21 protein-coding genes and 1 tRNA gene are annotated in these 23,654 nt (G+C 57.1%); 12 read left to right on the forward strand and 10 right to left on the reverse strand.

What is annotated here, in order from left to right:
- Positions 1-29 precede the first annotated feature (29 nt).
- On the forward strand, positions 30-1,109 hold the full coding sequence (locus A3L02_RS09685) for an NOG1 family protein (RefSeq protein ID WP_088863717.1): 1,080 nt from the start codon (positions 30-32) through the stop codon (positions 1,107-1,109).
- A gap of 149 nt (positions 1,110-1,258) precedes the next feature.
- On the opposite strand, the gene A3L02_RS09690 is transcribed toward A3L02_RS09685, so the two are convergent.
- Entirely contained in the window at positions 1,259-1,651 is a 393-nt protein-coding gene (locus tag A3L02_RS09690; protein WP_088863718.1) for a 30S ribosomal protein S8e, read from the reverse strand.
- A gap of 115 nt (positions 1,652-1,766) precedes the next feature.
- On the opposite strand from A3L02_RS09690, the gene A3L02_RS09695 reads away from it, so the two are divergent.
- The gene (locus tag A3L02_RS09695) at positions 1,767-2,669 is read left to right on the forward strand and encodes a hypothetical protein (RefSeq protein WP_088863719.1); all 903 of its coding nucleotides are present in this window, start codon (positions 1,767-1,769) and stop codon (positions 2,667-2,669) included.
- Here the strand turns inward: A3L02_RS09695 and pyrG are convergent.
- Positions 2,666-4,267: a glutamine hydrolyzing CTP synthase gene (pyrG, locus tag A3L02_RS09700; RefSeq protein ID WP_088863720.1), complete on the reverse strand. Its 1,602-nt coding sequence runs from the start codon at positions 4,265-4,267 to the stop codon at positions 2,666-2,668. The two genes, A3L02_RS09695 and pyrG, sit on opposite strands and share 4 nt — an antisense overlap.
- Before the next feature lie 104 nt (positions 4,268-4,371).
- On the opposite strand from pyrG, the gene A3L02_RS09705 reads away from it, so the two are divergent.
- The gene (locus A3L02_RS09705; protein ID WP_204247195.1) at positions 4,372-5,268 is read left to right on the forward strand and encodes a hypothetical protein; all 897 of its coding nucleotides are present in this window, start codon (positions 4,372-4,374) and stop codon (positions 5,266-5,268) included.
- A gap of 16 nt (positions 5,269-5,284) precedes the next feature.
- Here A3L02_RS09705 and A3L02_RS09710 read toward each other — a convergent pair whose 3' ends face one another.
- From A3L02_RS09710 to A3L02_RS09720, 3 genes are all read right to left on the reverse strand, one after another.
- Positions 5,285-5,662 (reverse strand): DUF555 domain-containing protein, encoded by a 378-nt coding sequence (locus A3L02_RS09710; protein ID WP_088863722.1) that lies wholly within the window; start codon positions 5,660-5,662, stop codon positions 5,285-5,287.
- A gap of 10 nt (positions 5,663-5,672) precedes the next feature.
- A complete protein-coding gene (locus A3L02_RS09715; protein ID WP_088863723.1) occupies positions 5,673-5,960 on the reverse strand; it encodes a DUF357 domain-containing protein in 288 nt (95 codons plus the stop codon).
- Between the two features lie 298 nt (positions 5,961-6,258).
- A tRNA-Arg gene (locus A3L02_RS09720) sits at positions 6,259-6,334 on the reverse strand.
- 47 nt (positions 6,335-6,381) lie between these two features.
- Here A3L02_RS09720 and dcd point away from each other — a divergent pair.
- The 6 genes from dcd to A3L02_RS09750 all read left to right on the forward strand — a co-directional run bounded on the left by dcd (position 6,382) and on the right by A3L02_RS09750 (position 12,399).
- Complete coding sequence (gene dcd, locus A3L02_RS09725; RefSeq protein WP_088863724.1) at positions 6,382-6,852, forward strand: dCTP deaminase; 471 nt, start codon at positions 6,382-6,384, stop codon at positions 6,850-6,852.
- 334 nt (positions 6,853-7,186) lie between these two features.
- Positions 7,187-7,390, forward strand: a complete 204-nt coding sequence (gene hpkA, locus A3L02_RS09730) for an archaeal histone HpkA (RefSeq protein ID WP_088863725.1) — start codon at positions 7,187-7,189, stop codon at positions 7,388-7,390.
- A 64-nt stretch (positions 7,391-7,454) separates the two neighbouring features.
- Positions 7,455-8,729, forward strand: a complete 1,275-nt coding sequence (locus tag A3L02_RS09735; RefSeq protein WP_088863726.1) for a TIGR04013 family B12-binding domain/radical SAM domain-containing protein — start codon at positions 7,455-7,457, stop codon at positions 8,727-8,729.
- 74 nt (positions 8,730-8,803) lie between these two features.
- A complete protein-coding gene (locus tag A3L02_RS09740; protein WP_088863727.1) occupies positions 8,804-9,205 on the forward strand; it encodes a toprim domain-containing protein in 402 nt (133 codons plus the stop codon).
- Positions 9,202-10,599 (forward strand): DNA primase DnaG, encoded by a 1,398-nt coding sequence (gene dnaG, locus A3L02_RS09745; RefSeq protein WP_088863728.1) that lies wholly within the window; start codon positions 9,202-9,204, stop codon positions 10,597-10,599. Before A3L02_RS09740 ends, dnaG begins: the two co-directional genes overlap by 4 nt.
- Before the next feature lie 81 nt (positions 10,600-10,680).
- On the forward strand, positions 10,681-12,399 hold the full coding sequence (locus A3L02_RS09750; RefSeq protein ID WP_088863729.1) for a glutamate--tRNA ligase: 1,719 nt from the start codon (positions 10,681-10,683) through the stop codon (positions 12,397-12,399).
- A gap of 101 nt (positions 12,400-12,500) precedes the next feature.
- On the opposite strand, the gene A3L02_RS09755 is transcribed toward A3L02_RS09750, so the two are convergent.
- The 3 genes from A3L02_RS09755 to A3L02_RS09765 form a co-directional block, all read right to left on the reverse strand.
- Positions 12,501-13,793 (reverse strand): sodium-dependent transporter, encoded by a 1,293-nt coding sequence (locus A3L02_RS09755; protein WP_088863730.1) that lies wholly within the window; start codon positions 13,791-13,793, stop codon positions 12,501-12,503.
- A 144-nt stretch (positions 13,794-13,937) separates the two neighbouring features.
- Complete coding sequence (gene malP, locus A3L02_RS09760) at positions 13,938-16,448, reverse strand: maltodextrin phosphorylase (RefSeq protein WP_088863731.1); 2,511 nt, start codon at positions 16,446-16,448, stop codon at positions 13,938-13,940.
- 99 nt (positions 16,449-16,547) lie between these two features.
- Complete coding sequence (locus A3L02_RS09765; protein ID WP_088863732.1) at positions 16,548-18,422, reverse strand: phosphoenolpyruvate carboxykinase (GTP); 1,875 nt, start codon at positions 18,420-18,422, stop codon at positions 16,548-16,550.
- A gap of 222 nt (positions 18,423-18,644) precedes the next feature.
- Here A3L02_RS09765 and A3L02_RS09770 point away from each other — a divergent pair, with 222 nt between their 5' ends.
- The 3 genes from A3L02_RS09770 to tmk all read left to right on the forward strand — a co-directional run bounded on the left by A3L02_RS09770 (position 18,645) and on the right by tmk (position 21,162).
- Entirely contained in the window at positions 18,645-19,730 is a 1,086-nt protein-coding gene (locus tag A3L02_RS09770; protein WP_088863881.1) for a sugar phosphate nucleotidyltransferase, read from the forward strand.
- 10 nt (positions 19,731-19,740) lie between these two features.
- On the forward strand, positions 19,741-20,448 hold the full coding sequence (locus A3L02_RS09775; RefSeq protein ID WP_088863733.1) for a phosphohexomutase domain-containing protein: 708 nt from the start codon (positions 19,741-19,743) through the stop codon (positions 20,446-20,448).
- Between the two features lie 90 nt (positions 20,449-20,538).
- Positions 20,539-21,162, forward strand: a complete 624-nt coding sequence (tmk, locus tag A3L02_RS09780) for a dTMP kinase (protein ID WP_088863734.1) — start codon at positions 20,539-20,541, stop codon at positions 21,160-21,162.
- Positions 21,163-21,375: 213 nt separating this feature from the next.
- Here the strand turns inward: tmk and A3L02_RS09785 are convergent, their stop codons facing one another.
- On the reverse strand, positions 21,376-22,254 hold the full coding sequence (locus tag A3L02_RS09785) for an alpha/beta hydrolase (protein ID WP_204247196.1): 879 nt from the start codon (positions 22,252-22,254) through the stop codon (positions 21,376-21,378).
- Between the two features lie 52 nt (positions 22,255-22,306).
- The gene (locus tag A3L02_RS09790) at positions 22,307-23,620 is read right to left on the reverse strand and encodes an MFS transporter (protein ID WP_088863735.1); all 1,314 of its coding nucleotides are present in this window, start codon (positions 23,618-23,620) and stop codon (positions 22,307-22,309) included.
- Positions 23,621-23,654 lie beyond the last annotated feature (34 nt).

Genomic DNA, 23,654 nt, shown 5'->3' on the forward strand with positions numbered 1-23,654 from the left:
GCACCGCGAGAAAACGAGAGGTGAGAGAGATGAAGAACCCCTTCGAGAAGATGCCGACCGTGCTTACCGCTGACGAGCTCATCGACAAGGCCTTCAGGAGGGCCGAGAAGGCCGCCTCGGCCGCAACGCCAAAAGGCGGTCCGAGGGCCAAGGCGAGGGAGAGGGAGGAACTCCGCGTAAGGACGGTCTCAAACGTTGTGAGGGACAACCTCAGGAAGCTCCTCGACAGGACGCCGGGGGTCTCAGAGCTGCCGGCCTTTTACCGCGAGCTGGTCGATACGCTCGTCGATAGGGACCAGTTCCACCGCTCCCTTGGGAGGGTAAACTGGGCGGTGAAGACGATAAGGAAGCTGGAGCAGAGGCACGTGGAGAAGATACGCTACTCCCGCGATCCGGAGGAGATGGCGAGGCTGAGGAGGGCCTTCTACGGCCGCGTCGCGGACGTTCTCCACGACATATCGGACGACCTCGAGTACCTCAACAGGGCGAGGAACGTCCTGAAGGACCTGCCCGTCGTCGACCTCGAGCTCCCGACGGTGGTTATAGCCGGTCACCCCAACGTGGGCAAGAGCACGCTCTTACGCGCCCTGACCAACGCAAAGCCGGAGGTGGCGAGCTATCCCTTCACCACGAGGGGAATAAACGTCGGCCAGTTCGAGGAGCACTACCTCAGGTATCAGGTCATAGACACCCCCGGTCTGCTCGACAGGCCGCTGAGCGAGAGGAACGAGGTCGAGAGGCAGGCGATTTTAGCTTTGAAGCACCTCGGGAAGGTCATCGTCTACGTCTTCGATCCGAGCGAGTACTGCGGCTACCCGATAGAAGAACAGAGGCACCTCTTCGAGGAGATCCACCGTGAGTTCGGCGGGTTCCCCTTCCTCGTCGTCCTCAACAAGGTGGACGTAGCGGACGAGGAGAAGATCAAGGCCCTGGAGGAGTTCATCAGGGAGAAGGGTCTCGAGCCCCTGAGGGTGTCTGCGCTGAACGGAGATGGACTCGACGAACTCAGGAGGAGGGTAATAGAGCTGGTAAGGCCGATGGTCGAGGAGCGGGCGAGGCAACTGATGGAGGACGAGCTCAGGAAGTACAGGGAGGAGCTCGAGCTCTGAGGCCCCACATCGTCCCCGCTCAGGCTCCATACCCTCTCTTTTCTGGAGTCTCTCTCGGAAGACGGGACCGTTCACAAGAAGCGGACCGGATGTTATGCCCAAAATTTTAAGAAACCGCGTTTAAAGATGAGTCCAAAAGGAGAAGAGGTTCAGGCGTTCTCCTCCTTTATGAGAACCGCGTTGACGACGCCGTCCTGGCCGGGCCTCGAGGTGACTATCGCCCTACCCGCCTCGGTCTCGATTATGGCGCCCTTGGTGATGATGTCCCTCCTGACGTACTGCCTGTTGGCCGGGTTCTCAACGACACCGAGTACCTTGACCTTCCTGCCCTTGCCGTTCTCGAAGACGTTGGCGTAGATGGCCTCGATGAGCCTGACCTTTCTGTTCCCGCCGTAGGTTCTTATGATCTTCTTCTTTTCCTTCTCCTCACCGACCCTCGTGAAGGCCGGTTCCCTTCCGAGCTCCCTCTTCCTCTTCTTCCTTGCGAGGATGATCCTTCCACCTGAAGGCTTCTTGAGTGACCTTCCCTGCCAGATAGCCATTCGTCTCACCTCATAAGCTCAATGCTCAACCTATCGCCACTTTGGGGGGTTCGTTTATAAGCTTTTCTGGAAGGATTTTTAAATCCACGCCCTCATTACTCTATCAGGTGGTGGCATGGGAGCGATAGACGCGTTCACGAGGACGTTCTCGATTGTTATTGAAAACAAGAGGCTCTACCTCCTGGCTCTCATCATGAGCCTCGTTCTGGCCCCCATCGGGGCTTACCTGATTCCCAGCGATTTAAGCGGTAGCGTAACCCAGGGGCACAACGTGAGCTCGACCCGGAACGGGAGCGTCATAATCGAGGAGTACGGGACTTCCCTCGGCGGAGAGGAGATGAAGGACTTCGTGGAGCTTCTGGAGGGACTTGCGGTTTACTTCGTCATCGCCCTCATCCTCGGGGCCGTCTTCGAGTACGGGGTCACGAAGGGGATCCTGCTGGGACTTGGCGGTGAGGGGTACTCCCTCGGCGACCTTTTGGTGGAGGGTGTGAAGCACTCGCCCGCCGTCATCCTGATAAACCTCGTCTACGGCCTTGTGATGCTGGCCTTCGTGGGCATCGCGGCCATCCCGATGGTTATAGGAGCCTTCCTAATGCCCACGGGGGCGGTCCTCATCTTCCTCGGCCTGCCCCTGATGCTCGTTGTGGTGTTCTTCACCACCGGCCTCTCCTCCCTCGCGGTTCCCCTCTACGTGGACAGGGGAAAGGTGGGGGCCGCGTTCGAGGCCTTCGGACTGGCCTTCAACAACTTCCTCTCCACGGCCGGCTTCGGGTTTCTGCTCGGAATCGGGGTCATGGCGATAGCCATCGTGGTCGGCCCGGTAGCCTTCGTGGCCCAGACGATCTTCCCGGGGAACGTGGCACTCTACGCCTCGGCCCTCCTTCAGGCGCCCTTCGACGCCCTGATGTACCTCTTCATCTGGGCCGGTGGGGTGGCGTTTTACAGGGAACTGGGGAGAATGGAGGAACTGAAAAAAGCGGACGAAGAGCTAAAAGAACTGGGGATAGAGCTTTAATCCCCGTACTTTTTCTCCTTCGCTGCCTTTACGAGCCCCCTGAAGACGGGGGCCGGGTTCATCGGCCTGGACTTGAACTCCGGGTGGAACTGGGTCGCTATGAAGTACCTCTTCTCAGGGAGTTCGAGTATCTCCATCCTCCTCCCGTCGTCCCCCGCCACGCCGCTGAAGACGAGACCGGCGTTCTCGAACTCTCCGATGTACTCCGGGTTAACCTCCCAGCGATGCCTGTGGCGCTCGTAGATTAGCTCCCTTCCGTAGAGTTTCATCGCGAGGGTTCCGGGCCTTATCCTAACGGGGTAGGCGCCAAGGCGCATCGTCCCCCCGAGCTTATCGAGGTTCTTCTGCTCGGGCATTAGGTCAACGACTGGATGGGGCGTCTCGGGGTCTATCTCCGTTGAGTGGGCCTTGCTCAGCCCGAGGACGTTGCGCGCGAACTCGACGACGGTAAGCTGAAACCCGAAGCATATCCCCAGGAAAGGAACGTCGTTCTCCCTCGCGTACCTGACCGCCATCATCTTGCCCTCGGTTCCGCGCGCCCCGAAACCGCCGGGGACTATTATGCCGTCCACCCCTTCAAGGGGCTTCGTTCCCTTTTTCTCCAGCTCCTCGGCCTCTATCCAGCGTAGCCTCACCTTCACGCCGTTGGCAACGCTGGAGTGTTTGAGGGCCTCCCTTATGCTCAGGTAGGAATCGGCGAGTTTCACGTACTTGCCCACGATGGCGATCTCAACCGTTTCCTCGAGCGATTTGTAGGTCTCCACCATCTTCCGCCACTCGTCGAGCCCCGGCTCCCTCCCCGGAAGGCCGAGCCTTTTCGTCAGGTAATCTGCGAGACCCTCCCTCTCGAGCATGAGCGGAACCTCGTAAGTATCTTCGACGTCGTACGCGCTTATGACGGCCTCGGGCGGGACGTTGGTGAAGAGGCTTATCTTTCTCCTCGCACCCTCCTCGAGAGGCTCTTCTGAACGGGCCACTATCGCGTCGGGCTGAATTCCGAGGGAGCGGAGCTCCTTAACGCTGTGCTGGGTCGGCTTAGTCTTCTGCTCGCCCACGACCCTGAGCTTCGGTACGTATGTTACGTGGACGAAGGCGACGTTGTCCCTGCCCTCCTCGAGCTGCATCTGGCGGGCGGCCTCGAGGAAGGGCATGCTCTCGATATCGCCGACGGTTCCCCCTATCTCCACCACGACGACGTCGTGTTCCCTCGCTATTCCCCTTATGCGCTCCTTTATCTCGTTGGTAACGTGGGGTATGACCTGGACGGTCGCCCCGAGGTAGTCGCCTCTTCTCTCCTTCTCTATGACGGCGGAGTAAACCTTACCGGTAGTTATGTTGTGGTCGAAGGTTAAGCTGGTATCGAGAAAGCGCTCGTAGTTGCCGAGGTCGAGGTCAACCTCCCCGCCGTCGTCGAGGACGAAGACCTCACCGTGCTGGTAGGGGTTCATCGTCCCCGCGTCGTAGTTGAGGTAGGGGTCGATTTTGATGTTCGTGGTTCTGAAACCGCGGGCCTTCAGGAGCATCCCGAGGGAAGCGCTCGTTATACCCTTTCCGAGACCGCTAACGACACCACCCGTGACGAAGATGAACTTTGTCATGGCAAAACCTCCACCGGTTATGGGGTTGGTTGATTGGTGGGTGCTTAAAAGTTTTGTCGAGAGTGAGAAACCCTTAAAAGCTCCACACTGATACTACCATGGGTGTGATTATGGATACTGTTGAGGTGAACCTGGTAGATACACTAAGAAATCAGAAATTCATCTCCCTGCTTCTTCTGGCACTGCTGGTTACCTACGTCCTGCCGTTCCCGTTCATGACGAACTTTTTCCACGATTACTCCAGGGTTAAAGAGCTCAGGGACGATATGATAAAGGAGCATAACGCGATTGTCTGCCACAGGGTCCTCGAGACGGACCCGGACTTCTTCAGCTCACAGGGGATGAAGTGCAATGATAAGTACTACCGACCGGATGAGGAGACCGTTAGCACGGGCGAACTCCTCGTCTACGCGGACACCTATGGGAAGTACCTGGAGGCAAAGAGAGAGCTCCGGAGGGATTTGCCGGGGTTGAAAGTCTTCGCGATTCTCGTTTTCCTCCTCTCCCTCTGGTTTGGCTATTCTCTGATAGACCTGACCGTTAAAGTGAGCAGTGGGTATGAGGGGGGACTTCTCGGGCCACTTCTCGCGGGTCTCCACTCGCTTCCCGCTCTGGTGGCATCGGAGGCGCTGGTCTTCGCCGCGATGTTTGTTCTTCTGACAGTATTCGCGGTGCCGATAGCACTTTTTGGCCCCGTCGGAGTACTTGTAGCGGGATTCATAGTTTCTCCCGCCTTTACTCTCGTGATTCCCGCATACTACTTCGCGAGGAGGGTATTCCCCATCGGGGAGATATGGCGGGTGGCCAGAGGCAATCCCGGGGGTTATCTCTCTCTGGGGCTTGGACTATCGGTCGTTGAGATCCTGACGGTCGTGGCCATGGGATACACCTTGTCCATCGGTCTCGGCGTCCTCTTCCTTGTTATCCTCGCTGCAGGGGCTTTACACTACCTACTTGGAAGTCTCGGCTCACTCTGGGTCTATCTCGGGCATTCCCCCTGAATAAACGCGGAAAAGCTCAGTCCAGCTCAACCCCGTTCCCATCTTCCTCCTCGGTGAGCTCCCTTATCTCATAGACCTTGAGGGGAACCTTCTTGAGGGCCTTTCCGATGACGGCCTTGGCTATCCTTTCGGCGTGCTCGACGGTCTGGGCGTTGTAGACCTTTATCGTCAGGTACATCCCGACCAGGCCTACGGAACCCACCACGAAGGCGCTCTCGAAGTGGGCCCCGCAGACGGGGCACTGGGAGTAGCCTATCTCGACCCTCACGAAGTCGAGCTTCTCCTTGTTGAGGGCCTTGGCGACCTTGCTCACGGCGACGTTTATCGCGTCCTCGCTCGTCTCGACGTCCCTCACGATAATCGGTGCCTCCAAAACGACCACGTAGTCTCCCATAGCTCCCACCTCAACCGAAGGCGAACAGCCTGTCGTCCTCTCCCCTGAAAACCCCCAGCCTTACGCCAGCATCTATAAAACCGTGGGCGTAGTTGAGCGCGGCGAAGGCGGTGACGTAATCACCCCTCTCGTAGTAGTACCTCGCGTCCTCAAAATAGCTCCTCGCCATGGTCAGGAAATCGTCCGCAACGCCCCTCAGAAGGCTCTTCTCGTGGACGGCTATCTCAAGGGTCTCCAGCGCTTCGGCGGTGATTTTAAAGTACTTCTGGAGCTTTTCCTCGGTTATCTCCCGTCCCACCGGTCTCGCCTCAGGGTTGGTTACGGGGGAGTCTTATAAACCTTATCCCGCCCCCGGGCTCTCACCCTTTAGGGATTTTTAGAAAAAGCTTGACCAACGGCCTTTCCCAAAAGGCTGGTGAAAAATATCCCTTCTTTTAAAAAGTTGGAGCGTGATGGTGTGCGTTCTAAAGTTAGGGAATGAAAGGAGGATTAACGTTAAGACCTGCTATTAAACTGGTTTCACTTTTGTTCTGGCGCCCTTCGGGGGTTTGAGAGTACAGAGAGATAAGGGGGCGGAGCCCCCTTGTCTTTCGTTATGGCGGGCCCGGCGGGATTCGAACCCGCGACTACCGGCTCCGAAGGCCGGCGCCATATCCCCTAGGCCACGGGCCCTCGGAAGTGTTTTAAGCTGGGGTAAAATAAAGCTTGCGGTGATTTAGATGATGCTGCCGGACTGGAAGATCAGGGAGGAGATTCTAATCGAGCCTTTTAACGAGGAGTCCCTTCAGCCCGCGGGATACGACCTGCGCGTTGGGAGGGAAGCCTACATAAACGGAGAACTGATCGACGTTGAAACCGCCGGAGGAATATCGCTCCCGCCGAAAACGTACGCCCTCGTTCTGACCCTCGAGCGGGTTAAACTCCCCGTGGATGTAATGGGTGACATGAAGCTCAGGAGCAGTCTCGCCAGGGAGGGGTTAATAGGCTCGTTCGCTTGGGTTGACCCAGGCTGGGACGGTAACCTCACCCTCGCCATCTACAACGCATCTGATAAACCCATCGAGCTCGCCTACAGGGAGCGCTTCGTGCAGATGGCCTTCGTTCGGCTGGAGGGGCCCCCCAGGAACCCCTACCAGGGGACATATCAGGGAAGCCAGCATCTTGCACTCTCGAAGAGGAAGAGAAAATAACCATTCCCCAAACCCTTTTATCTTTTTCAAGGCGTATCACGGCAGGGTAATGTAGCTTGAGGCCCATCGCGGGTTCATGACCAAGTTGCAATTTATATTGCGGGCCTATTTTGAATAGGAGGCACCACCCGGGTACGGCCCCCCTTACCATGTCTGACCGTTAATCCTTTATCTATCCTCTCGAATGCCGACGAAAATAGGTTTCTCAATAAGTCGATGGAACTCAAGGGCGAACGGGCCGTCTAATCGACGCAAATGGCCCCATTTACCGAAAGGTTTATATACCTCCAATTCCCTAAAAAATACCGAAAAACCCTTCCTGGAGGTGTTGTGAATGGCTGAGTTGCCGATTGCCCCGATTGACAGGCTTATAAGGAAGGCTGGCGCCGAGAGGGTCAGTGAGGAGGCCGCCAAGGTTCTCGCCGAGTACCTTGAGGAGTACGCCATCGAGCTCAGCCGCAGGGCCAAGGACTACGCCATGCACGCCGGCAGAAAGACCGTTAAAGCCGAGGACATCAAGCTCGCCATCAAAGAGTGAACGCCCTTCTCTTCTTGATTTTTGTATCATCAGATTTTTAAGCGATCTCTTCTAACGCCGGTACATGCCCGAGATAGCAGTCAGGATGACAAAGCGTAACCACAACGCCTTCGTTCATCTACTCGGTGCCCTCGAGAGTCAGGGCTTCGACCTGAGCGAACTTCTGATAACCAGGGATTTTCGGGAGATACTCCAGGCGAAACCAAAGGTCGTCCTCTACTCCTTCCTCACGGAGGAGGTATGGGGCCCCCTGACGGAGGAGGTGAAACTGCTGAAGGAGAGGGGGGCTCTTCTCATTGCCGGAGGCTACCACGCAATAGCGATGCCCAAACATACCCTCAACCGGCTCGGTTTTGATATAGCCGTTATCGGGGAGGGAGAGGAGGTCCTCTACCGCCTCTTGACCACGCTCAAGAAGGCCCGTTATCGGATCACGAAGGAACTCCTCAACATCAGGGGGCTGGCCTTCCACCTCAACGGCGACTTCGTCTTCACGGGCTTCGCCAGGGTTGAGGACTTCTGGCGCTTTCCCCCATACCCCGAGAGCGTTCGTCTCATCTCCCCGATAGAGATAAGCCGCGGGTGTCCCTTCGGCTGCTACTACTGCCAGACCCCCTACATCAAGGGCTTCAGGATGAGGCACAGGCCGATAGACCAGATAGTCAGGTACTCGCGCAGGATGCGGGACATGCGCTACATAACCCCAAACGCCTTCGCCTACGGGAGTCCCGGGGCTATTCTGAGGCTCGACAAGCTTGAGGCCCTCCTCAAGGCCCTCCAGCCACTGAGGAAGGAAGGTAGAAGGCTCTTCTACGGCACGTTCCCGAGCGAAGTTCGACCGGAGTTCGTCCTCCCGGAGACGCTTGAACTCCTCGTGGACTACGCGGACAACAGGAGACTGGCCATCGGGGCGCAGAGCGGGGACGACGCCATGTTGAAGGCCATGCACAGGATCCACAGGGTTGAACACGTCCAGCGGGCGATTGAGTACATGCTCGAGTACGGCTTCGAGCCCGTGGTGGACTTCATCGTCGGTCTGCCAAACGAAACGGAGGAGAGTCAGGAGAAGAGCATCGAGCTTATGAAGTGGGTGATATCAAAGGGCGGAAGGGTTCGGGCGCACTACTTCATGCCCCTTCCAGGAACGCCATGGGCGCGTTGCAAACCGAGTCCCCTTAGTGATGAGATGAAGCGCTTTCTGGGGAGGATGGCGGCGAAGGGTAAAATAGAGGGCTCCTGGGGCAACCAGATCGAACTCTCGAGGAAGCTCCAGAGACTCATCGAGGAGTTCTACGAGGAGCCGATGAGTCACACGGTACCGGTTCGCAGCGTGTGCTGATATAGGCAGGAACCCGTCAAAAATGGTCCAATAAACTTATAACCCCCCGCTTTGGTTACCTAAATGACGGCGATATGTACGCCGAAAACTATAAAAGATTCCTGGAGCTTATAGATAAACTGCGAGAGTTTGAGGGAGCCCTCATTGTGGAGGGCCCGCGAGACGAGGTGGCTCTGAGGAATCTGGGGGTCAGAGCGGAGATAATAAGGCTCTCACGCCTCCCGTTAACGGAAGTTGCGCTCATCGCGTCATCCCATAAAGAGGTCATGATACTTACCGACTTCGACAGAAAGGGCGAGGAACTCGCGGGAAAGCTCCTCCGTTATCTGGAGGGTTATCCCTGCAGGGTTGATTCAGAGACGCGCAGGGAGCTCAAGAGGATAGCGAAGAAGGACATTAAGGGGATTGAAGAACTCTACGGTCTTTACCTTAAGGTCGTCTCCGTTTCTGGCCCCCACTTGGAGGGGATTCGATGAAGAGGAAGAAGACAGTGTTGCATCATATTTTGGCCGAAAAGGGGAAGTTTGAAAAACGGAAAGAGGGTGATGGTATGTCAGCCAAAGATGAGTTTGGAACCACCAAATACGTAATCTACGCGGAGTTTGAAGCGAACGGAATCGTTGAAAGGCCAGACGTCGTCGGTGCAATCTTCGGCCAGACCGAAGGCCTTCTCGGTGATGATCTCGATTTGAGGGAACTTCAAAAGACCGGAAGGATCGGGAGGATAAGGGTTGAGGTTCACACCAAGGCCGGAAAGACCTACGGAACGATAACCGTTCCATCGAGCCTCGACAGGGTCGAGACGGCCATACTCGCGGCGGCCCTCGAGACAATCGACCGCGTTGGGCCCGCCGAGGCCAGTATAAAGGTTCTCCGCATCGAGGACGTCCGCGCCACCAAGAGGAAGTACATCATAGAGAGGGCCAAGGAGATACTCGAGGGGCTCATGGAGCAGGAGATACCCGAGACGCAGGAGCTTACGGAGGAGGTCAAGAAGGCGGTCAGGGCGAAGGAGCTGATAGAGTACGGCCCCGAGAAGCTCCCGGCCGGCCCACACGTGCCGTTCTCCGACTCAATAATCGTCGTCGAGGGGAGGGCCGACGTCCTCAACCTGCTCAAGCACGGCATAAAGAACGCCATAGCCGTCGAGGGAACCTCCGTTCCCGAGACCATAATAAAGCTCAGCAAGGAGAGGATAGTCACCGCCTTCACCGACGGCGACCGCGGCGGGGAGCTCATCCTCAAGGAGCTCCTTCAGGTTGCGGACGTTGACTACGTTGCCCGGGCCCCGGAGGGCAAAGAGGTCGAGGAACTCACAAAGAAGGAGATAGTGAAGTCCCTCAGGAGCAAGGTTCCGGCGGAGCAGGTCATAACCGAGATATTCTACAAGGGAAGGAACTTCTACGATGTCATCCGGGAGAAGGAGAGGGAAAAGAAAAAGGAAGAGCACGCTGAGGTCAAATCGCACGCGCCTGCCTCCACTCAGGTTCAACACGCGGTAAAGGCAAAGGAAAGGAAGCCGCAATCTGAACTCCAAAGTGAGGAGCGTATCATCAAGCCAATAGGAGGGTCAAAATCGGGTGAGTTCCACGGGTTCGAAGAGTTCATAGAGAGGGTCAAGACCTCCAACGAGTCAACGGCGCTCCTCCTCGATAAGGACAGAAGGGTCATCGCTGAGATACCCGTCAGGGAGCTCACCAACAGGCTCAGGGAGCGCAAGGACGTCCACGCCGTCGTGTTCAACGGCGTTATAACCCAGCGCCTCATAGACACCGTCAGCGAGAGCGGTGTTAAGTACCTCGTTGGCGCAAGGAAGTACAACGTCGTCAGGAGGCCGATAAACCTCAAGATAGTCACCTTCGCGGAGTAACTCCGCACCTTTTCTCCATTCTTAACAAGGCTTGGGACTAACTTTATAACCACTTCCGCCCTTCCCTCCCCGGTGGGGAGAATGAACGTGGAGGAACTCGTACTGAAGTACGCGCTCATGAACGCTTACGCCCACGGCGGTAAAGCCAATCCCAAGGCGGTTATCGGGAAGGTTCTGGGCGAAAACCCCGGGCTCAGACCAAAGGCGAAGGAGATAATTCCCCTCGTGAACGAAATCGTTGAGCGGGTCAACGGCATGAACCTCGAGGAGCAGGAGGCCAGGCTGAGGGAGGTTTACCCTGAGTTTTTCGAGGAGAAGAAGACCAGGAAAGGGGAGAAAAAAGGCCTTCCGCCCCTTCCCAAAGCCGAGAAGGGAAAGGTCGTTACCCGTTTCGCCCCCAATCCCGACGGTGCCTTCCACCTGGGCAACGCGAGGGCCGCCATCCTGAGCCACGAATACGCGAGGCTCTACGGCGGAAAGTTCATACTCCGCTTCGATGACACTGATCCGAAGGTCAAGAGGCCGGAACCGGTGTTCTACGACTGGATAATCGAGGACCTAAAATGGCTCGGCTTCAGGATAGACGAGGTGCACATCGCCAGCGATAGACTGGAGCTGTACTACAGATACGCGGAGGAGCTAATAAAGGCCGGAAAGGCCTACGTCTGCACCTGCAAGCCCGAGGAGTTCAGGGAGTTTCGCGACAGGGGCATCGCCTGCCCCCACAGGGACGAGCCCGTTGAGGTTCAGCTCGAGCGCTGGAGGAAAATGCTAAACGGGGAGTACAGGGAGGGAGAGGCCGTCGTCAGGATAAAGACCGACCTGAAGCACCCGAATCCCGCCGTCCGGGACTGGCCCGCTTTAAGAATAATCGACGACCCCAACCACCCGAGGACGGGCAACAGATACCGCGTCTGGCCGCTCTACAACTTCGCCTCCGCGATAGACGACCACGAGCTCGGCGTCACCCACATCTTCCGCGGCCAGGAGCACGCCGAGAACGAAACGAGACAGCGCTACGTCTACGACTACCTCGGCTGGGAATACCCCGTCACGGTTCACCACGGGAGGCTCAGCATAGAGGGCGTGGTGCTCAGCAAGTCCAAGACGAGGAAGGGTATTCAGGAGGGCAAGTACCTCGGCTGGGACGACCCGAGGCTGGGAACCATCCGCGCGCTGAGGAGGCGCGGCATAAGGCCCGAGGCGATAAGGGAGCTCATCGTAGGGGTCGGCCTCAAGAGGAGCGACACCACCGTGAGCTGGGACAACCTCGCGGCGATAAACAGGCGCATCATCGAACCCATAGCCAACAGGTACTTCTTCGTGGCGGACCCTGTGCCCATGTACGTGGAGGGCTACGATGGGGAGTTCATCGCGGAGGTACCGCTCCATCCGGACCACCCGGAGAGGGGCGTCAGGAAGCTTAAATTTGAGCCAGGGAAACCGATCTATGTCTCCAGGGACGATATGGAACTGTTCAAGCCGGGCTCCTTCGTCCGCCTGAAGGACCTGTTCAACGTCGAGGTAATCGAGGCGGGTGAAGGGGGAATAAAGGCAAGGTTCCATAGCGTCGATTACGAGGTGGCCCGGGAGAACCGCTGGAGGATGGTCCACTGGGTCACCGAAGGAAAACCCTGCGAGGTCCTCGTTCCCGAGGGGGATGAGCTGGTAATAAGGAGGGGGCTTCTGGAGAGCGACGCAGAAGTGAGGGTCGACGACGTGGTTCAGTTCGAGCGCTTCGGCTTCGTCAGGATAGACGAAGTTGGGGAGAAGGTCGTGGCGGTGTTCGCCCACAGGTGAGGATCGTTTGAGCTACCAATTCCAATTCTATTCTTTTCGTTTAACCCTTAAAAGTCCCATAAAATCAAGAGACGGCAAGAAAAAAGAAATAGTGAAAGAGGTCAGGCTTCCTCCGGCCGTGCGGGGAGCAGGGCATCCCCAACGAGGCCAAAGCCAACGATGATTATTGCGAGCAACGCAGAGGCTATGTAAATTCCGCCTGCCTTGAAGGTCGTTATCAGGGCGTAGAGGCCGCCCAGCACGAATAGCAGGGCCGCGAGTACTCCTGCACCCATTGCCATCGGGGTTCTCTCCCTCGAGGCCAGAACCGGCCAGAGCTCGTACAATGACGTGAAGAATATTGAAACAGTTACCGCCTTGAGGGCCATATCCGCTATTGAGGGCGGGGAATCAAGGATTCCAATGGCGAGCGCGGTTCCTATAAGGTATGTTGCCGCCCTGTTCCTCCCCGTTTTGAGCATTGACTGGATTATCTGGAGTCCCACCTCCGAAGCGGGGAGGAGACTGGTGAGTCCCGCAAAGAATATGGACGTCGCTATCAGGATGAGCAAAACCGGATAGTCTTTGAGGATGGTGGGCAACGCCCCCATGAACGCGATAGCCCCTTCATCCCCGCCGTAGACGTACTCCAGAAGCCTATCGGGGGTTGAGGGAGCCACGGCGTAAACAAGTATGAGGGTCGAGAGAAGCCCGACGATGAACTGTAGAAGTATCCCCGTCCCGACTATCAGCCTTGGGTTGAACCTCTCGTTGAGGAAGCTCCCTATCATCAGGTAGAAGGCGAACCCAAGGCCAACCCCGTATCCTGCCCTCAGCGCGGCGTCCCTGATCATGTCCAGGCTCGGAGAAGTCCTTGCGACGAGCATGTGTTTGGCCATTCCAAGGAACGTGGCGTTCTCGGGGATCTGGATCTTGAAGGCTATTGCCGTCACTATAACGGCAACGACGAGGAACAGAGAGCCAACGGCCATTATGGCGAAGGACTTCTCCTTGGCGCGTGTGAGAACCAGGAATATCAGTGCAAACATCAGCAACTTCGCGATTAACCTGCCCACGGTTCCGGTTCCGACGAAGGGGGCCAACAGGCTGAGCATCGTGTTGGCGGTGTAATAGGACAGGAAGAGGATCACGATGGTAAGTATGGCGACTATCATCGCCCTCCTCTGGATGAGCTTGTGGTAGAGCTCAACGAAGTAATACCCCGATTTCATCACCGTCTCCGTCTCCAGTATGGCCACGTACGCAAACAGCGCCAGGAACAGCACGTGCACTATCAGCCCCGTGAGACCGTACTCAAGCCAGAACTGCGGGAAGAGGCCCAGGGTTCCTACTCCGGTGGCGAAACCCGCCACCAAGAAGATCATGTAGACCGTCCACTTTTTAATCTCCTCCATTATCCTCACCCCCAGCTGGATTTTACGTACCCCATTGGTGCACAACGGTTAAAAGGGTAACTCTCCATTCCGTAATGTATCCAAGATGGGTTGAATCCCCAAGTTTTATCACCGGGTTTGCAGAGACCATAAAATAGTAAAAAGTTACGGGGAAGAGGGTGGATCGAGGTTAACCCACCTGATCAGGCCGAGGAGGAACCTGTGGGGAAGCTTCTCGTGGTGCGGGTAAACCCTGAGCGCGTAGTGCCAGCACGGGTCGCCGAGGTGCCTCAGCACCGTTCCCTCGTAGGTGTAGAGCCACCTGTCCTCATCAAGCCTTTTTGGATGCCTCAGCTCGATGATGTGAGGGTTCTCGATATAGTAACCCTCTGCCTTCACCCCGTAGTAGAGCTCCACCTTTACATCCTCCGGCTCCAGCCCATCGAGGTACAGCGTGACGTCAAGGCCACTTCCGTCGTCCCTCAAGTTGATGTTCTCTATCTTCACCTTGCCCCAGGACGCGGTAACGCGGTCCTTCCACGCGGCTATCTCCTTAGTACCCCTGTAGTTCTCCCTCGTCAGCCAGATGTGGTTGCTCATCGCCTTGGAGTAGAAACGGTCCATGTACTCCTTAACCATCCTGTGGGTGCTGAAGCGAGGGGCTATGCTCTTGATGCTCTCCTTCATCATGTATATCCATCTCTCGCGGTTGGAGTAGTAGGTGGGGATTATCTCCTTCTCGAGGAGGTCGTAGAGAGCTTGAGCATCCTTCGCATCGTCGGCCTCGGTTTCGGGTTCGGTCGTTTCATCGCCGATGACCCAGCCGTTCTTGCCGTTGTAGCCCTCGACCCACCAGCCGTCGTAGATGCTCGCGTTGAGGACGCCGTTGAGTCCCGCCTTCATGCCGCTCGTTCCACTCGCCTCCATCGGCCTCCTCGGGTTGTTGAGCCACACATCAACCCCGGCCACCATGAACCTCGCGCTACCCATGTCGTAGTTCTCCAGAACGAATATCCTGCCCCTGAACTCCGGCATCTGGCTGACCTCGTAGACCCGCCTGAGGAACTCCTTTCCGGCCTCGTCCATCGGGTGCGCCTTTCCACCGAAGACGAGATAGACGGGCCTTTCGGGGTTGTTTAGGATCCTCTTCAGCCTCTCAAGGTCCGTGAAGAGGAGGGTGGCCCGCTTGTATGTTGCGAAACGCCTGGCGAAACCGATTATAAGAGCGTTCTCGTCCATCTCGGGCAGGGGGTCATCGATTCCAAGGCGCTCGTTCCGCCTCAGGACCTTTCTCCTGAGGAGCTCTATGAACCCCCTCTTCGCCTCGAGGTGCGCCTCCCAGAGTTCCTCGTCGGGAATCCTCTCAACGGCGTACCAGATGCCTTCGATGTTGGTGTGTTCCCTCCAGACCTTTCCGAGGTAGCGGTCAAAGAGCTTCCTCATCTCGTTGTGAACCCACGTCATGGTGTGGATTCCGTTGGTTATGCCCTCGATCGGTATCTCGTCGAGCGGAACCTCCGGCCAGAGGTCCTTCCACATCCTCTTGCTGACCTCCGCGTGGAGTTTGCTCACGCCGTTAACGTAGCTCGACGTCCTGATGGCGAGGAGGGTCATGTTCAACTGGTCGCCTTCCCTCCCGAGTTCCAGAAGTTCTTCCCTTCCCTCGAGGAACCTGGAGAGACGTTTCTTTACCTCCTCAATCGGGAACCTGTCGTGACCAGCTGGAACGGGCGTGTGGGTGGTGAAGACCGTGGTTCCCCTGACGAGGCTGAGGGCCTCGGTGAAGGTCAGCCCCTCCTCCATGTACCAGATCATCCTCTGGAGGTTCGCGAAGGCGGGGTGCCCCTCGTTGAGGTGGACAACCCCGGGCTCTATCCCGAGGGCCTTGAGCAGTCTCATGCCGCCGATTCCGAGGAGTATCTCCTGCTTTATCCTCTTGTCCATCTCCGCGTTGTAGAGGTAGTCGCACACCGTCCTGTCCTCAGGCCTGTTCTCGGGCACGTCCGTGTCGAGGAGGTATATCCTCACCCTGCCAACGATGACCTCGAAGGCCCTCGCGTAGACGATTCTATCCTCTACGGGAACCTCCACCAGCAGGGGCCTTCCGTCCCTTCCGAGGACGGGCTTGATGGGCATCTCCTCCGGTTTGTACTCCGGAAAAACCTCCCTCTGCCTTCCATCTTTGTCTATCTCCTGCCTGAAGTAGCCGTGCTTGTAGAGGAGGCCTACGGCTATGAAGGGCAGTCCGAGGTCGCTCGCGGTCTTAACGTGGTCCCCGGCGAGGATTCCCAGGCCGCCGGAGTAGATGGGCAGGCTCCGGCTTATCCCGTACTCCATGCACAGGTACACTATGGGCTTGTCCCACTTGGGGTAATTCGTGGAGAACCACGTAGAGGAGGGGTTCATGTAGGCCTCGAACTGGTCCATAACGAGCTCGTATAGGTTCATGAAGTTGTCGTCCCTGAGGAGCTCGCGGAAGCGGCTCCGGGGAACGTCAAGGATGAGTTTAACGGGGTTCTTGTGCTCCATCCAGAGCTCGGGGTCGATGTACTCCCAGAGCTTCGTGGCACGTCTGTTCCAGCTCCACCAGTAGTTGTAGGCAAGCTCCGCCAGGTCCTTCAGCGGATGGGGAAGCTTCTCCCTGATTACATCCTGGGTATTGAAAACCTCTGCCATGGCAATCACCCGTGTATCATTATGGGTGATACGTGTTCGGGGTCGACCTTAAAAAGCCTGCCGCTCGGCGTTTGACGAAAAAGAGATGAAAAGAGGGGTTCACCCCTCGAGGGCGAAGGGGCTTATGTAGTCCCCGTACCTCTCCCTCGCCTCAAGGAGACGCCTCCTCTCCTCCTCAAGGACCTCGAAGAGCTCCCCGGGGACGTCCTTAACCTGCTCGCGGTATATCCTCTCTATCCGCTCTATCTTGGCGAGCAGCTCCGGAACCCGTATCGTGAACTGCTTCTCGTAGTCCTCCCTCGTGTACTCCTTGTTGAGAACCTCCCTGAAGAGTCTCCTCAGGTCCTCGTACTTCGGGATGTAACCGATGGGCGTTTCTATCGCGTCGACGTCCCCGTGAACCCTGAGCTCCATCCACTTGAGCCAGACGCCCTTGTCGAGCTTGCGGTTGAGCCAGTTGCCCTCCTCGTCGCGGAGGAAGTAGTTGACCGCGAATATCTTCGGTGCCTTCCTGAGCTTTTCGCCGAAGCGTAGGTAGTTCTCTATGTACTCACCGAGGTGGACGCTCATGAAGTCGAGTATGGCCATGGCGTTGAACTGCCTGACGCCCTCCCTGCCGAGCGTCGCGGCCGTCGTCTCGCTCTCGAGCGAGGCCCCCATTGTGATAACGCCGTGCTTCCAGTCGAAGGACTCCCTGACCGGTGGCCAGGTGTCCCTGTCGCGGCCGCCGAATATCATTCCGCCGAGCTCGACGCCGCATGGAGCTTCGAGGGCCTCCATGTCCACGTTCGGGAAGTGCTCGAGGCTAACCGTGAAGCGGGCGTTCTTGTGACTGGGCGGTATCTCGTTCCCTTCAGCGTCCCTCTTGCCCCTCCACCATTTTCCGCTGTGGTTCTCTCCCTCGTCCGGTATCTCCACGCCCATATCGTTCCAGTAGGGCTTCCCGTCCTTGACGAGGACGTTGGAGAAGATTATCTCGACCGGGGAGTGGAGGACCTTCCAGATGATGGGGTCGTCCTCCGGGTTGACGCCCTGGATTATACCGAAGACGCCCTTCTCAACGTTAGCCGCCCTCGCGACGCCGTTGAAGGGGACTATGAAGCTCAAATCGTCGCCGACTATGTTCTCCCAGCTTATCATGGCGGTGGAGGTCTTCCCGCACATGCTCGGGTAGGCCCCCGTGAAGTACGTCTTCCTGCCGTTGGGGCCGTTGACGCGCATCAGGAACATGTGCTCGCTCAGCCAGCCCTCCCTAACCGCCTTGGCTATCGTCAGCCTGAACGCTGGCTTCTTGAGTCCTATTGTGTTCCCGCCGTACTGGGTGTTGACGGAGTAAACGGTCTCCTCCTGAAGGTCTATGTAAATCCGCCTCTTATCGAGGTTCTTGCTGGTCTTCCTCTCGTCGAGCTCCCCTGCCGAGTGGACGAAGCGGAAGAAGTCCGCGTTTCTCCCAAGGCGTTTGAACTCCTCGTAACCCTTCCTGTAGAGGATGAACTCGGAGTGGGCCACGTAGGCGGAATCGGTTAGCTGGACGGCCGGAATCGTGAAAACCGAGTTCCTCGGTCCGAGGACGAAGAAGCACACGAAGAGCTCCTTGCCCTTCATTATTCCCTTCATGAGCTCCCTTATCTCCCTCAGTCCCTCCTCCCTGTCCTTCGTGTTCAGGAAGGGGATCTCCTTTCCACCGGGAACGAGGATCCTCGTGTTGGCCTTGTCCCTCGCCTGGTCGTAGTAGTTGTCGTAGTGGACGGTGTGGTTAGGTGTCTCCAAAGGCTTCTCCTCGCCGTAATAGAGGGCCTTCCAGCGGACGTAGTTCTCGTCCCCCTCACCGTCGGTGCACACGAAGACCCTATCCGGCTCGAGCCACTCTATCCACCCCGCCAGAAACTCGTGGAGTTTGGGGTTATCTATCGCCCTTATCTTTTCGAACTGCTCCCTATCGAGGAGTTTTTCAAGCCTCTCGAGGGCGTTCATAACATCGCCTCCGATGGGAGTTGGTCTCACTCTTAAAAATCCTTTGTCGTCCTGACCGGCGCAAATTGAAACATCGACCGCTGGTCGTCATAGTTAAAGCAATTTAATCCACCATATTGCCAAAATGACGGCCCAAGGAAATCCCGTGATTGTTGAGCGACGTTTCTTCATCCCTGCGCAAAGTATATTAACCGGTGGTGATATACTACGATGGTGCGCGTAATGAAGGCGGTGGTTCTTGCAGGTGGCAGGGGCACGAGGCTCCTTCCGCTGACTGTCTACAGGCCAAAGCCGATGATACCCTTCTTCAACAGGCCGCTGATGGAGTACATCGTTCAGAAACTTGCCGAGACCGGCGTCGATGAGATATACGTTCTTGTCGGATACCTGAAGGAGCGCATAATGGAGTACTTCGGGGACGGGAGCAAATGGGGGCTCGAGATCCACTACTCGGACAAGGACAACGTGAAGCTCGGCACGGCGGGGGCCACCAAGAAGGTAGCGAGGGAAATGGACGAGGCGTTCTTCGTCGTCTCAAGCGACGTGCTCACGAACCTTGACTTAAAGGCCCTCTATGACTACCACCACGAGAAAAAGGCCCTCGCGACGGTAGCCCTATCGGAGGTGGACGACCCAACACAATACGGCATTGCGATAATCAACGAAGACGGCAGGATCCTCCGCTTCAAGGAGAAGCCAAAGCCGGAGGAGGCCTTCAGCAACCTCGTCAACGCGGGCATCTACGTCTTCGAGCCCGAGGCCTTTGACCTGGTTCCGAAGGGAAAGAACTTCGACTTCTCCAGGGACCTCTTCCCCCGGATGCTCGAGAACGATCTGCCCCTCTACGGGTTTCCGTTCAGCGAGTACTGGAACGACGTCGGGAGACCATCGAGCTACCTTCAGGCTATAGAGGACGTCTTCCTCGGCAGGTTGCACCTACCGGGCCTCAGAACGGAGGGCCTCAAGGGCAACCTCGAGTACGGGGGAGCGCTCGTGACGGGAAAACGTTGCATACTGAGGAAACCCGAGATAAGGGGCTTCGCCGTTCTCGGCGATGAGGTGGAAATCGGCAGAAACGTTAAAATAGAACGTTCGGTGATATTCTCGGGGGCGGTCATAGGGGAGGGCACCGAGATCAAGGAGGCCATAATAGGGGAAAACGTCCGCATCGGCAGGGGTGTCCTCGTACAGCCGGGTAGCGTTATAGGCGACAACACGCTCATCGAGGACTTCAGCAAGATAGGCTCCAACGTTAAGATATGGGTGGAGTCAAGGATAGGTGGGGAGAGTATAATACTCCCGGATTGAGGTGGTGGAGATGGAAGTGTACCATTCCCAGAGTTTCAACCCCGAAGAACTCGCCCTCCTTGGAAGGGCGATAGGAACGATATCCCACGGAACGATAATAGTTGGAAGGGATGGCAGGGCCATATCCAGGTACGGAAAGCGTGCCATGGTAGTTGGAATAGTCAGCACGGGCTCAACCATAATGGACGTCCGTCTGATTCCGCTTATAGCGCTGAAGGACTTCGCCATGAGGAAGGGTCTCCCGCTGGCGTACGTCTACTACCACGGTGGGGTCAGGGTTTACGTGAGCGGGCTCGACACCGAGGAGATCGACGCCATACTGCAGAGCAGGAACTTCATAGAGGCCCAGCCCAACGACATCGGCGCGACGGTCTATTACCCGAACGCCCTCGACGACTTCCTCCACGAGGTCTTCAAGCACTACAACTTCCGGGTTGAGGGCAAGGCCCTGGTTGACGCCATGAACACCCCTGCAGTGCTCTTCTTCCCGCGTATGAGCGACCACTTCGGCTTCGAAACCGAGCTGATAAACGACATGATGACGAGCTACATCCCGCCGAAGCCCAAGGAGGTCTTCCTCCACAAGCTCGGGAAGGGCGACTACGACTTCGGACTGCGCTTCAGGCCCGATGGCATCGTCGAGTTCTACCGGGAGGGTGAGGAACTCGAGTTCGGTAGCGTGTGGAAGCTCCTCGACCACATGAAGAAGAGTCTTTGAACCGTTTACCCTTTTTACATATCGGAATCCCCGGGAGAAAAGGGTTAAAAGGGGCGATCCCAATCCTCGTTCGTTTTGGGGGTGGCATCTGTGGGAGCGTTCATAGTCATGGAAGGCATCGATGGCGCGGGTAAATCAACGCAGGCAAGGCTTTTGGCGAAGTGGTTCGAGGATAAGGGTTACGAAGTGATCCTTACGAAAGAGCCAACCGATACAGCCTTTGGGAAGCTGATAAGGAGGCTCGTTCTAACGGGTGGTAAAGAGGGAATAATCGACGGTTCAAGGATAAGCCACGAGGCGGAGGCACTTCTGTTCGCCGCCGACAGGGCGGAGCACGTTGCGAAGCTCATAAAACCTTCCCTCGAGGCGGGTAAAATCGTCATATCCGATCGCTACTTCTACTCGTCCCTCGCTTACCAGTGGGCCCGGGGCCTCGACCTCGAGTGGTTGATCGACTTGAATCGTTTCGCCGTTCGGCCGGACATCGTGATCCTCCTCGACCTACCAGTCAAGGAGAGCATGAAGCGCATCAACGGGAGGAGCATAAAGAGCGAGTTCGATAAAATAGCGGAGCTCCAGAGGAGGGTGCGCGAGAACTACCTCAAGCTGGCGGAGCGCTTCCCGGAGATGAGGATAGTGAACGCCCTCGCGAGCGTCGAGGACATCCACAACGACATAGTTGCGCTGGTCGAGCACGAGCTCTTCAAGGATTAGGGGTCGGCCAGTGCCAGTCTCTTCATCAAGCTCCGACCGGTAAACGCTCTTCATCCCCCCTCCATCCTCGGCGGACCCTTTTTAAAACCTTGGCATCGACTTCCTCCGGCCGATGACGAGCGTTAGCCACGCTGAGCGGTGAGGAGAAGAGGGTTAGCCGAGGCCGTTCTCGTGATTCAAAGGTGAAAAGAAAGCAGATCGAATAAAAGGGTATCACAGAAACCTCCCGAGGAACTCCCCGACCTTCCTTTTCCACTCCTCGGGGTGGAGCTTCAGCGTCCTGACGTGGGGGGCGTCCGTCACCCAGAGCTCGACGTTCCCGTTTACGCTCCTGTTCCGCTCGTAGAACTCCCTCACTTCCTCCACCTTCACGAGGGGGTCTTTCTCGCCGGCTATCAGGAGGAGGGGCTTCCGCACCCTATCCGCGTACTCAACCATGTTCAGCTCCTTCGCCCCGCTGAAGAGCTTCGTGAATGGCTTGACGAAGTTGTAGAGCCCCTCGGGAAGGCTGGCGAAGTACCTCAGTCCCCTCGCGCCGGTTCTGTCGAGGTAGATCGGAGGGCTGTCGGCCACTCCACAGCAGACCCCCTCGATCTCCGCGAGGGAGCGTATCGTGACTACCGCCCCCATGGAGAACCCGACGAGAGCGACCCTACGTGCCTTTTCCGGGTGGTTCTCCATCAGCCATTTAACGGCCGCCTTGACGTCGAGGAGCTCCTTCTCGCCAACCGTCGTGTACTTCCCCTCGCTCTCGCCGTGTCCCCTGAAGTCGAAGGCCAGGACGTTGTAACCCTCGTTGAGGAGGAACTCCGTCGTCTGTTTCATGTAAACGTCGTCCCACCTGCTCCTCGTGTAGCCGTGGAGCGGAAGAACGGTTTTATCACTTCCTCCCTCTATCCACCAGCCCCTGAGCTTAAGACCCTCCTCCGTTGTGAACTCGACGTTCTCGTAGTCAAAGCCGAGGTCCTTTGGCGTCCAGTCACCGACGAAGCGCTCCGGCTTGGTCATCTTGTAAGCCACGAAGGCCGAAAAGCCGAGGAAGGCCAGGAAAAGCAACAGGATTACGACGAGTATAATCCAGATGATGGCCATCATCACTCACCTCGTTCAAAATCCACCTTAATGAAAAAGAAATAAAAAGTATTTAACCCTTCTCCGCGTTCCCCTCGACGTCGAGGTTCTTCATGTACCATATCATCGGCATCGCCAGGAGGACGAGCAGGGCCCCTATGGGGAAGAGCACCCTGTAGTTCCCACCGGCGAGGTCGACTATCGCACCGCCTATGACCCCCGCGAGCAGGACCGGAAGCGAGCGGGTGGCCTCGAAGAAGCCGTAGTAGCGCCCGGTGAAAGCTTCCTTCTGGAATTTTGTGAGCAGGTCGCCGATTACCGGGTAGGACGCCGCCATGAGAACTCCCCACCCGATTCCTGCCACCCCGAGGGCGATGACTATCTGGGTCTGGGTCGTTATGAACCATCCCCAGAGCTGGGGAATCGCAAATATCAGGCCGCCGAGGATTATGCTCAGGCGTCTTCCGAGTTTATCGTAGATTATGCCCCCAGGCAGGGCACCGATGAGGACCGTGACGTTGAAGAGGGCCATGAGGTAGAGACCGAGCGAGGTAACGGCCTTCACGTTCTCCTCCGTGGCCGAACCGTGGAGTATGTAGGCCAGTATGCCGTAGAGGAAGATGCCTATGAACTCGAAGCTCATCCACCATAGGGTCTGGGCGGTGTAGAACTTGAGGAAGTCCCTCTTCTCCACTATGCTCCGGAGGTACGCCCCCAGATTCTCGTTTTCCTCTATTTCGGGAGCTTTTGGTTCCTTAACGATGAAGTACACGAAGAGGGCCGCCCCGATAAGGAAGAGGGCGGTTACGAGGAAGGGTATCCTGAGGTAGGGGGTCTGCGCCAGGGCCTTTATTCCCTCGCTCTCCCCGGTCTCGGCCACGGCCTTCGCTATAAGAAAGCCCGCGAGGCCGAAGAGGAAGAGGTTACCCGCCCACTCGAGCAGGGTTATCACGCCGCTCGCCTTCCCCCTCTGCCCGCTCTCCACGGTGTCGGGCATCAGGGCCCTGTACTGGGCGGTGTAAAGGTGCATCGACAGGTAGAAGAAACCGAGGGTCAACGCAAACCCCCAGAGGGGCACCCCCATCGCGTAACCGGTGTATATCATCAGCGCCGCGATTCCAGCCAAGAGACCCCCGGCCATTATGAACGGCCGCCTCCTCCCGTGCCTCGATTTGAGGGTATCGCTGTAATAGCCCAGGAGCGGCGGCACGAACAGACCTATGAAGCCCTCCATGGCCAGTATGGTTCCCTTAACAAACGCCGAACCGGTGTAACTGGAGAGCAACGGGAAGGAGAGTCCCTTGTTGAGGGCCCAGCCGACACTCCTGCTGAAGCCCAGAAGGGCGAGACCGAGAACAACACCCCAGCTGAATCCCTTTCGCTCCAAAGGTACCACCTCCATTATTTGTGTGTCTATGTCC

This window comes from Thermococcus celer Vu 13 = JCM 8558 (assembly GCF_002214365.1).
Classification (GTDB): Archaea; Methanobacteriota_B; Thermococci; order Thermococcales; family Thermococcaceae; genus Thermococcus; species Thermococcus celer.

Excerpts from the sequence above, each read along its gene's own strand:
- A3L02_RS09785 (WP_204247196.1), bottom strand. The coding sequence starts at position 22,254 with ATGGCCATCATCTGGATTATACTCGTCGTAATCCTGTTGCTTTTCCTG.
- A3L02_RS09775 (WP_088863733.1), top strand. The coding sequence starts at position 19,741 with ATGGAAGTGTACCATTCCCAGAGTTTCAACCCCGAAGAACTCGCCCTC.
- A3L02_RS09685 (WP_088863717.1), top strand. The coding sequence starts at position 30 with ATGAAGAACCCCTTCGAGAAGATGCCGACCGTGCTTACCGCTGACGAG.
- A3L02_RS09710 (WP_088863722.1), bottom strand. The coding sequence starts at position 5,662 with ATGGGAGACTACGTGGTCGTTTTGGAGGCACCGATTATCGTGAGGGAC.
- A3L02_RS09750 (WP_088863729.1), top strand. The coding sequence starts at position 10,681 with ATGAACGTGGAGGAACTCGTACTGAAGTACGCGCTCATGAACGCTTAC.
- A3L02_RS09765 (WP_088863732.1), bottom strand. The coding sequence starts at position 18,422 with ATGAACGCCCTCGAGAGGCTTGAAAAACTCCTCGATAGGGAGCAGTTC.
- hpkA (WP_088863725.1), top strand. The coding sequence starts at position 7,187 with ATGGCTGAGTTGCCGATTGCCCCGATTGACAGGCTTATAAGGAAGGCT.
- A3L02_RS09740 (WP_088863727.1), top strand. The coding sequence starts at position 8,804 with ATGTACGCCGAAAACTATAAAAGATTCCTGGAGCTTATAGATAAACTG.
- dcd (WP_088863724.1), top strand. The coding sequence starts at position 6,382 with ATGATGCTGCCGGACTGGAAGATCAGGGAGGAGATTCTAATCGAGCCT.
- A3L02_RS09755 (WP_088863730.1), bottom strand. The coding sequence starts at position 13,793 with ATGGAGGAGATTAAAAAGTGGACGGTCTACATGATCTTCTTGGTGGCG.
- A3L02_RS09735 (WP_088863726.1), top strand. The coding sequence starts at position 7,455 with ATGCCCGAGATAGCAGTCAGGATGACAAAGCGTAACCACAACGCCTTC.
- A3L02_RS09690 (WP_088863718.1), bottom strand. The coding sequence starts at position 1,651 with ATGGCTATCTGGCAGGGAAGGTCACTCAAGAAGCCTTCAGGTGGAAGG.
- dnaG (WP_088863728.1), top strand. The coding sequence starts at position 9,202 with ATGAAGAGGAAGAAGACAGTGTTGCATCATATTTTGGCCGAAAAGGGG.
- A3L02_RS09695 (WP_088863719.1), top strand. The coding sequence starts at position 1,767 with ATGGGAGCGATAGACGCGTTCACGAGGACGTTCTCGATTGTTATTGAA.
- malP (WP_088863731.1), bottom strand. The coding sequence starts at position 16,448 with ATGGCAGAGGTTTTCAATACCCAGGATGTAATCAGGGAGAAGCTTCCC.
- A3L02_RS09770 (WP_088863881.1), top strand. The coding sequence starts at position 18,645 with ATGAAGGCGGTGGTTCTTGCAGGTGGCAGGGGCACGAGGCTCCTTCCG.
- pyrG (WP_088863720.1), bottom strand. The coding sequence starts at position 4,267 with ATGACAAAGTTCATCTTCGTCACGGGTGGTGTCGTTAGCGGTCTCGGA.